This window comes from Bacteroides sp. RTP31139st1_H2_RTP31139_211217 (assembly GCF_040227615.1).
Classification (GTDB): Bacteria; Bacteroidota; Bacteroidia; order Bacteroidales; family Bacteroidaceae; genus Bacteroides; species Bacteroides uniformis.
Window position 1 is genome coordinate 70,021 of the sequence record NZ_JBCNZM010000004.1, and the last position, 10,082, is coordinate 80,102.

Sequence of the window (10,082 nt, forward strand, 5' to 3'; positions counted from 1 at the left end):
GGGCATTTTTTGGATTTATAATTGCATAGATTGAAGCGATATTTGCATTAATTTTAGCTTTATGCGGATATATTTGCATCCGAAAGCCAACAATTTATAATACTATGACCCCTATGCCTATGACGTAACAAATCCTAATCAATGTTCTATGATTGGCAGAAGTGACTAATCACTTTCTGCGGTGTATTTAAAAAGCGGGCGTTAGTTTCCGCATAGTTTTAAAATCTAATTCTATAAAAAATGATCAAGAAAATCTTATTCTTATTCTTTGTTGTGTTTGCAGCTACCGCTTATTCACAAGATGTGACCATAACGGGAACGGTGACGGATGCAAATAGTGAGCCTTTGGTGGGCGTGAATGTATTGGTGAAGGGTACTACCACGGGTGCCATTACCGATATTGACGGTAATTTCTCAGTGAGTGGAAAAAAAGGAAGTACACTCGTTTTCTCTTATATCGGTATGCTTACGCAGGAAGTTGTCTATAAGGGAACTGCCTTGCGCGTGGTGATGAAAGATGATTCGAAAGCACTGGAAGAAGTGGTTGTCATCGGTTATCAGACCGTGAAGAAGTCCGACTTGACTGGAGCGGTTGCCGTTGTTGATACCAAGGAAATGAAGAAAAGCGCTGCAGGAACACTGGTCAGCCAGATGCAGGGTTTGGCAACCGGTATTAACGTACGCAGTAGCGGTAGGGCGGGCGAAGATGCCTCTATTGAAATTCGCGGTGTCGGTTCTTTGAGTAATAACTCTCCGTTGTGGGTAATTGATGGTATGATTACAGATCCGGGAGTTGACTTCAACCCTGCAGATGCAGAATCCATCCAGATTCTGAAGGACGCTTCTGCTGCTGCCATCTACGGTTCGCGTGCTGCCAATGGTGTGATTATCGTTACTACCAAGAAGGGTACGAAAGGTCCCATGAAGGTGAATGTAAGCGTAAAGGAAACATTGGAATGGAGCCCGAAATTTGATTTGATGAATGCGGCAGAATATATCAAGTATAATGATATTGCCTATAATGAAGCTATCAAAGATGGCATTGCTACTGTAAACAGCACTCAGAAACACTCACAGTATGATACCAACTGGCAGGATGAAGTGTTGAAGACCGCATTGGTGCAGGACTACAACGTATCACTCTCCGGTGGCGGTGACTCCGGTAGTTATTTTGTATCAGCCGGCTACTATAACAATGACGGCGTTTCTTATGGAAATACTTTCGACCGTTATAGCTTCCGTGTCAATACACAAGGTAAAAAGGGCTGGTTCTCTTTTGGTGAAAACTTGGCTTATTCACTCACAAACACAGACCCGAACCAGACCAATACCTACAATGACTTTTTGCGTATGATGCCTACTATTCCTATCTATGATGAGAATAATCCGGGTGGATATGGCTATGGTGATGCTGCCAAATACAATACTTTTGGTGTGAACCCGATTGCCCGTGAAGATTTGGAATACCGTCATTTCCGCCAGAATCGTTTGAATGGTTCTTTATGGTTGGAATTCAAGCCTTTCGAATTCCTTTCTTATAAATTCAATGGTGGTATTGACCTTTATTTCTATGAGAACTCATGGTTCCGTGGAGAAGGTAACTGGACTCAGAATCAGGAACACCGTGATCCGGAAAGCCAGAAGGGGCACGTGACAACACCTACAACATGTTGATTGAGCACACGTTGAACTTCAATAAGGATTTTGGTAAGCATCATGTGGATGCCGTGGTCGGTACTACTTACCAGCACCATGAGTGGGAAGGTTTGTGGGCTTCCCGTCTGAACTTTCCGATGACGGGTAACGGCGATTACTTTACAGTTTTGAATGCAGGACAGAGCAATCAGCAGAATTCAAACAGCATCAGCGAGAATGCGATGATTTCTTATTTGGGACGTGCAAACTACGTTTATGATGATAAATACTATCTGACTGCCACTTTCCGTCGTGACGGTACTTCTCGCTTGGCTAAGGAAAACCGCTGGGGCAATTTCCCCTCATTCTCCGGTGCCTGGAGAATTTCAAAGGAGGAATTCTTTGATGTGCCTTGGATTAATGACTTGAAAATTAGAGGTAACTGGGGTCGTCTTGGTAACTCTTCCATTGGTGATTGGGATTATATCGGAACTATCAACCAGAGTATTGTAACTGTATTCGGTGGTGCTATTGTTCCGGGTTCTACTCAGGTGAAACTGGTGAATGCAGGTCTTGTTTGGGAAACAAAAGAAACGGTGAATGTAGGTTTTGATGCCAGTTTCCTGAACCAACGCCTGACTGTCAGTGCGGAATATTATAATTCAAAAACCAGTGACGTATTGGCTGAGACTCCGATTGCCATTTCTACCGGTAATCAAGGAGGCTCTCCGTGGAAAAATGCTGCCAGCTTGCGCAACAAGGGCTTCGAGTTTACATTTGGTTGGAAAGACCAGATTTCAGGCTTTAAGTACAGCGCTTTACTGAATGTGACTACGATGGATAACGAAGTTCTGAGCTTGGGACGGGATGGGTCGGAAAGAAACTTTATTGATTCCGGTCAAGCCAGAACAGAGCCGGGAAGGTCGTTGGCCGAATTCTATCTGAGAAAAACAGACGGCATCTTCCGGACACAAGAGGAAATAGACAATTATGTGACGAAAGGTAACCATGTACCGGGACCTAATGAAGATAAAGTACCTGCCGGTACACCGATCATGATTGAAGGGAAACGTCCGCAATTGGGAGACGTTAAGTATCTTGATTTAAATGATGACGGTCAAATTACTGATATTGACCGTGATTATTGTGGTAGTCCATGGGCCAAGATGCAAATGTCGTTGGTATTGAATGCAGAGTGGAAGAACTTCGATTTCAGTATGATGTGGAACGGTCAATTTGGCAATAAGATATACAACGTATCCCGTTGGCAAGGACGTCTGTTTGCAGACAACTCCAACTATATCCGCTTTGAGAAGGGCGAAGAGCCTTATCAGGTGAATCCTAACTCCAATACCCCACGTATCATTTACGGTGACTTCCGCAACTCGCGTGATGCCGACCGTTTCCTGGAGAATGGTTCTTACTTCCGTATGAAGAATATCTCTATCGGTTATAATTTCAAGCAGAAGTGGCTGACCAACTTGGGCGTTGAGAAACTCCGTCTGTTTGCTACCGGTAGCAACTTGATTACTATTACCGGATATTCCGGTCTGGATCCTGACTTCAAGGGTGCGAATTCCGTTTGGAACAGTGGTACGGACAGCTTTGCTTATCCCAATACCCGTTCGGTGATGTTTGGATTGGATTTGACCTTTTAACTTATAAATCAGTTTGTAAATTATGAAAAAGATATATAATGGATTAATGCTCGCAGGTGCCTTGACATTGTGCACTGGATGCAGTTCTAGTTTATTGGATATTGATAATCCCAATGAAGTGACCAACGATACTTATTGGAATAAGCCGGAAGATGCTACAGCTGGTGTAAATGCCTGCTACAGTTTTCTTTATAAGGAAGGTACTTGGATGCGTTGGCTCTCTTTTCGCTACGATTTGACCTCGGACGAGGGATGGAGTTCTTCTCCTTGGATTGAATTGGGTGACTGGACACGTTTTCTTTACAACAATTATAATTTTTACGAAGGCAACAATATACATTGGGAACATTTCTACGTAGGTATTTTCCGTTGCAACCAAGTGTTGAGTCATGTGCCTAATATTGAAATGGACGAGACTACAAAGAACCAGGTATTGGCACAAGCTTCTTTCTTACGTGCAATGTGGTATTTTCAGGTAAATCTGTTGTGGGACAAAGGAACGATGCCTTTGGAACCTAAAGATGCCAATTATATTCCGGAAGACGCTTCCGAGCAGGAAATATGGGATCAAGTGGAGAAAGACTTGCTGTTTGCTATGGATTATCTTCCTGAATCTTGGGATGCTGCCAATTTGGGACGTGCCACCAAAGGCGCTGCCAAAGCATTGTTGGGCAAGGCCTATATGCAACAACATAAGTATGACAAGGCGAAGGAACAATTGCAATGGCTGATTGATAAAGAGGGCTCTTTGTACGATCTTATCGCCAATCGTGAAGATAATTTCACTGACTTGGATGAGAACAACAAGGAAGGTATCTTTGAAATTCAGTTCGATGACCAAAACAAGGGTGGTACGGGTAATGATGCCAGTATGGCATTCGGTTTCCAGCGTACTCAGTTCTATGCTCCGAGTGGTATAGGTTGGGGAGATGGTAAGGCACGTCGCTGGTTGGTAGATGAGTTCTTGAAAGAGAAACGTATTGACGGAAAGAATGACTTGCGTTTGTATGGTAGTATTCTGTACCGTGGATTCTCACAAGACTTCCCCGATCAACCGAAGAAATATTATGGATTTGAAAATGCCGATTGGAATGACGGTTGGGGAACTGACCCGGAAGACTGCTACATACGTAAATACAATACTGCTTACTATCGTGATGCAGAAGATTACTTTGCCCGTAACAACTATCGTATCATGCGTTATGCAGATATCTTGATGAACTACGCAGAATGTCTTGTTGAAACGGGTACTAATCCTGCCGATGCTGCTGTTTATGTGGATAAGGTAAGAGAACGTGCCGGTCTGGCCAAGTTGAAAGACAGTCAGTGGAAAGACTGCCTGAGTTCTAAAGATGCCTTTATCAAGCGCCTGCAGATGGAACGTACTTTGGAACTCTGTTTCGAAGGTTGGCGTTGGGCTGACTTGAAGCGTTGGGGATTACTTGATTCTCAGGCTGGAATTGATGAGCTGAAAGCCCGTGACAAGGACTTCAATAACTTCATCGTCGGTAAGCACAGACGTTTGCCCATTCCGAGAGATGAAGTGATGAACAGCACGGTAGGTGGTGTTGCACATCTTACTCAGAATCCTAACTATTAATAACTAAAGAAGGCTATGCCTGGAAGCCTGTTCTCATTCAGGATGCTTCCGGCATAGCCTTTTCTTTCTTAAATCTTATACCATATGCTTGTCTGTAAAAAACTACTATTACCATTCGCTTTTGCTTGCTGCGGCAGCTTGTTTGCGCAGAACATCCAGAATCCGGTACTTCCGGGAGTGGCGGATGCCGGCGTAATGAAATACAACGGCAAATATTATATTGGCGGGGTCCGTACAAACGGGGATTTCTATGTATCCGATGACCTGGTTCATTGGGGGAAACCTATCCATGTCGTATCCATGGACAATGACTGGACCAGAGGCAGCGGAGCCGGAGATGACCAGATTCATGCCAATGACATGTTCTATCTGAATGGAGATTTTCATTTGTACTGGTCAGTCAATTATTGGGGAAAGGACAAGCATGCCGTTCACATTGTACATGCGCAGAGCAAAGATGTCTTGGGCGCTTATACAGAACCGAACAAGAAGACATGGATGGATAACCGTATCGACCCCAAAATATTCAGAGATGATGATGGACAACTATACATGTATATGGTACGCTTTACCGATGGGAATACCATCTGGGGACGTAAAATGAAGAACCCGGCAGAATTTGCCGGCGAACCGGTGTGCCAGTTCGCCTCATTGCCGGACACATGGGAAACGATGGATAACAGAGTGGCGGAGGGACCGTGGGTCATGAAGTATAGAGACCGCTACTATATGATGTACAATGCCAACCACACCTCTACAGAGTGGGGCAATTATCAGTTGGGAGTTGCCGAGGCAGACTCTCCTTTAGGTTTTCAAAATGGTAATAAATATAGCTATCCGGTTGTAGGCTGCAATCAGACGCAACTGGAGGAGAAGCAAGTGGATTTATTGCGGTATGGCCGCACGTATGAGCCGTTGTTTGCTTATACGGAGGACAAGCCGGAGGGCGACTGGACAAAGGCGACCTACGATGACTCCGGCTGGGCGAGGGGGGAGACCGGCTTTTCGTCCCGTGAAGTGAAAGGTTCCACCACCCGGCATCTGGGCACCTTGTGGAATACGCCCTCCTTATGGTTGCGAAAGACTTTCTCTGCCGGTAGCGAAACCGGTAATCTGGCATTGCGTGTCGCTCACGACGGAGATACCCGGATTTATCTGAACGGAACACTTGTCTACGAGAAGCAGGGGCGTGATTATTGTATCGTGAACCTGGACAAGAAGCTGCGTGCTGCTTTGAAGGAAGGCACGAATCTGCTTGCCGTAGAAACAAACAAGGGACGTTCGCAATTCTTCGACGTTTCTCTGTTCGATATGAAAGACGGCATTGCCGACGATATTCTGATGACTCCCGGGCAGCCCAATATTCTGAGGGGGCCCAACGGATTTGAATGGTGGCTGATTTATATGGCAAACAAGAACGATGAGCATCGGGGACAATATATCAACCGTGTCCAGTTCTTCGACAAGACGTTGTTTGTGGATGGTATCACCGGCCCCCGCACGATGGGTTATCATCCCGAACCTTCGATGCCTACCTTTGCAGGCAAAGGCGAGACAGCTTCGTTCGGTGTGTTGCAACAAGTACAGCCGTCCGTGGCTTACTTGTTCGAGACGGGAGTCAAGACCGAGGGTGGAGCCGGCGTCATTGCCTGGTGGAAGGATGCAGATAACTGTGCCTATGTAGGTTTGGATGCCGAGAACCGGAGCTGGTACCTGCGTACACTTGTCGGCGGCAAAGAAAATAAGGAATCCTATGCCCTGCCTGAAGATTTCCATTGGGGTGTGTACCATCATCTGCGCATTGAGCGTAATGGTGGCTGTCTGAAGATTTGGCTGGATGAGATTCTCGCACCGGGGAGACATGTCTTTGCAGAGGCTCTTCCGGCAGAAGAAGCGGGTGTTCCCGGAGTATTTGACGAGACAAAGTCTGCCTTGTTCGAAGGGGCTGCCTATACCATCGGCTTCGATGATGTGCATTTCCAGCTTTCGGGGAATGAGGAGTTGTTGAAGGGCGATTTCTTGAACGATTATGAATTGAGCTTCCAGTTGTCCGGCTTGTCCGGACAAGACAAGGCAGGAAGCTATCCGGTTTATGTGGATAAGGATAACTATGTGAAGGCTCAGTTCGATGGCATCACCCGTATGCTTGAGGTGACAGCCGTGAAGAAAGGGAAAACTGCCTGGAAGAAGGAATTCCCGTTGGGATGCCTGCAAACGCTCTATCCGGATGTGAAGTATACCGACTTCATTGAGAAAGGTTATCGTTTTGCCGCACCTGCATGGTTGGATACACTTTACCTGAACCGTCACGAAGCAGGCAATAAATCCGAATTTGTGGATGACATGTTCGGCAAGTTCGACATAGAATACCTGAATGGCGGCGAATGGCATCCGATAGAAAACAAAGATAGGGGGATAGCAGAACATCCTGCATATAATTATTGTACCTTTACTCCGGTAAAGGCAGAAGGCATCCGCTTCATCAACAAGGAGGCGGAGGATTTGGAACGCCATATCTATAAGATAGGTGTACATGAATTGTGGAAGGAATCCTATAATTTCCGTGCCGTGCGTCGTGCAGACAAGCTGTATCTGTTTGTCGACGGCAGGGAGCTGGGAGCTTTGGATATACGCTACCCTGCATCCCGCATCGGATTCTGTTCGGAGGGCGGCTCTCCGGTTTATAGTGGTACGTTGTATTATCATGTAGGGCAGAGGCGCGATTAGACGCAATCGTGGGATGTGCCGTTCCGTATATATGTAATGAAAAATGTATATAGAAGCCGGTATTTGTATTTCCTTGTGAATCAGTGTGATGGACTGGGGGTGATTCAGTATACGACTGAATGTATTTCAGTATACGATTGAATAGGATTCAGTATACGACTGAATAGGGTTCAATATACGGGTGTAACGGAACATCTTCTTGAAAGTAAATATTTATCATCATAACAATTGTTTAAGAAAGAATCATGAAAAAGAATTTTATATGTATGTATCTGTTTCTGTTGGCCACGCTGGCTTCCTGCCAGTCCTGCTCTTCAGACTATAAGGATGTGGACGATATTGTTGTCGAAGGAGTTGAAACGCCGGTGCTTTTGGGCGACCCGTTCATCCTGTTGCACGATGGCACTTACTATGCCTATGGCACCCATGCGGATGAAGGCATCGAAGTCTATACCTCCGATGATTTGAAGGCTTGGAAGTATAAGGGCATGGCGCTCCAGAAGAAGGATGTCTGGGCCGACCGCTGGTTCTGGGCACCGGAGGTCTACGAAGTGAACGGGAAGTTCTATATGTATTACTCGGCAGACGAGCATATCTGTGTGGCAACAGCAGACTCACCTGCAGGACCATTTACCCAAAGTAAGAAGGAACCGATGATTGCCGATGAGAAATGCATTGACAACTCTCTGTTTATTGATGATGACGGCACGCCTTATCTCTTCTTCGACCGTTTCAACGACGGGCTCAACATCTGGGTGGCCGAATTGGAGAAAGACTTCATGACTATCAAGAAGGAGACCATGCACCCTTGCATCCACGTCTCTCAGGCATGGGAGGAGGTATGGCCCCGTGTGAATGAAGGCCCGTTTGTCATCAAGCGTAATGGGCTCTACTATATGACCTATTCCGCCAACAGCTATGAGAGTCCTTTCTACGGCATAGGTTGCGCCACAGCTACCGATTTGATGGGTACCTGGACCAAATACGAGGAGAATCCTTTGCTGCAGAAACCCGGAGAACTGGTTGGAGTGGGGCATAGTGCCACCTTCACCGACAAGGCTGGCAAGCTTCGTATCGTTTTCCATGCCCATAAGGACAAGAGTAGTATCCACCCACGTGCCATGTACATCAGTGACGTTTCTTTCGAGAAAGTGGACGGTGTGGACCGCATGAGAATCAGCAAGGACTATATGACGCCCAAAATAGTAAAATAAGAGATGGATATGAAAAAGAATTATATATTGCTACTGTTGCTTTGTCTTTGCTTTGCAGGATGCAAGGAGAAGACGGTTGTAGAATCAGACTATCTGCCGATTGCCGACCCTTACGTAATGCTTTACGAAGGCAAGTATTATGCTTACGGCACTGGAGGTACGGTAGAAGGAGAAGGCTTTACCTGCTTCTCTTCCGATGACTTGAAAAACTGGACGCGTGAAGGCCAGGCGTTGTCGGCCGCAGATTCCTACGGTACGTGGGGATTCTGGGCGCCGGAAGTCTACTACATCGGGTCGAAGAAGAAGTTCTATCTGTTCTATTCCACCGAAGAGCGTATCTGCGTGGCAACGGCAGATGTTCCCCAAGGCCCGTTCCGTCAGGAAGTGAAGCAGCCGATATGGGATGAGAAGAGTATCGATACCTCTCTATTCATTGATGATGACGGTACGCCTTACCTTTATTTCGTGCGTTTTACAGATGGCAACGTTATTTGGGTGGCAGAGATGAACGATGATTTGACCGGCATTAAGCAGGAAACACTGACGGAGTGCATTAAGGTGGGAGAGCCTTGGGAGCTTTCGCAGGACAAGCCCGCCAGGGTTGCCGAAGGTCCTTCCGTCTTGAAGAAAGAGGATGTATATTACCTGGTTTATTCGGCCAATCACTTTGAAAGCAAGAACTACGGTGTGGGCTACGCCACTTCGGACAGCCCGATGGGACCGTGGAAGAAATACGAGGGAAACCCTATTCTGCAACGTGCCGACGGCTTGACGGGCACCGGACACGGAGCGCCCTTCCGCTGCAAGGACGGCAGTTGGAAGTATATTTTCCATGCACACTGGGATTCTGTGAAGGTACAGCCGCGCACTTCGTACATCAAGGATTTTGCCATTTCCGACCAGGGAACGGTTTCCATCGGCGGCACTCTTGTCCGTCCGCAGGTATTGGGCAGTACATCACCCGAAAAGTAAAATGAAAGAATGAAAAGAATACATTGTATGAAGAAGTTTCTTGTATTATCAGTGTTATGCAGTCTGATAGCCTGTTCCTCGTCATCGGCTACGAAAGAGGATAAACCGGAAGAACAACAGCCGAAGAATGTTTATCGCAATCCGGTGATAGATTATAGTTTGCCAGACCCTTCTGTCATTGAGGGAGATGACGGATACTACTATTTGTATGCCACCGAGGACATACGCAATCTGCCGATTCACCGTTCCAGGAACCTGGTGGATTGGGAGTATGTA

General features: G+C 46.3%; 5 protein-coding genes and 1 pseudogene. All 6 read left to right on the forward strand.

The features are described 5' to 3' along the window. The first annotated feature begins 240 nt into the window (after positions 1 to 240). A pseudogene (locus ABUA47_RS01380) lies at positions 241 to 3,293 on the forward strand (SusC/RagA family TonB-linked outer membrane protein). Positions 3,294 to 3,315: 22 nt separating this feature from the next. Continuing rightward, positions 3,316 to 4,893, forward strand: coding sequence for a RagB/SusD family nutrient uptake outer membrane protein (locus ABUA47_RS01385; RefSeq protein WP_035447546.1), 1,578 nt, complete (start codon positions 3,316 to 3,318; stop codon positions 4,891 to 4,893). A gap of 84 nt (positions 4,894 to 4,977) precedes the next feature. Further along, a complete protein-coding gene (locus ABUA47_RS01390) occupies positions 4,978 to 7,620 on the forward strand; it encodes a family 43 glycosylhydrolase (RefSeq protein WP_035447549.1) in 2,643 nt (880 codons plus the stop codon). A 245-nt stretch (positions 7,621 to 7,865) separates the two neighbouring features. Beyond that, entirely contained in the window at positions 7,866 to 8,834 is a 969-nt protein-coding gene (locus ABUA47_RS01395) for a glycoside hydrolase family 43 protein (protein WP_035447552.1), read from the forward strand. A gap of 3 nt (positions 8,835 to 8,837) precedes the next feature. Next, on the forward strand, positions 8,838 to 9,806 hold the full coding sequence (locus ABUA47_RS01400; protein WP_035447555.1) for a glycoside hydrolase family 43 protein: 969 nt from the start codon (positions 8,838 to 8,840) through the stop codon (positions 9,804 to 9,806). A 27-nt stretch (positions 9,807 to 9,833) separates the two neighbouring features. After that, positions 9,834 to 10,082 (forward strand): family 43 glycosylhydrolase (locus ABUA47_RS01405; RefSeq protein ID WP_349831388.1); only part of this gene is annotated, 249 nt, incomplete at its 3' end.

Coding starts and splice junctions, on each gene's coding strand:
- ABUA47_RS01385 (WP_035447546.1), top strand. CDS start 3,316: ATGAAAAAGATATATAATGGATTAATGCTCGCAGGTGCCTTGACATTG.
- ABUA47_RS01390 (WP_035447549.1), top strand. CDS start 4,978: ATGCTTGTCTGTAAAAAACTACTATTACCATTCGCTTTTGCTTGCTGC.
- ABUA47_RS01395 (WP_035447552.1), top strand. CDS start 7,866: ATGAAAAAGAATTTTATATGTATGTATCTGTTTCTGTTGGCCACGCTG.
- ABUA47_RS01400 (WP_035447555.1), top strand. CDS start 8,838: ATGGATATGAAAAAGAATTATATATTGCTACTGTTGCTTTGTCTTTGC.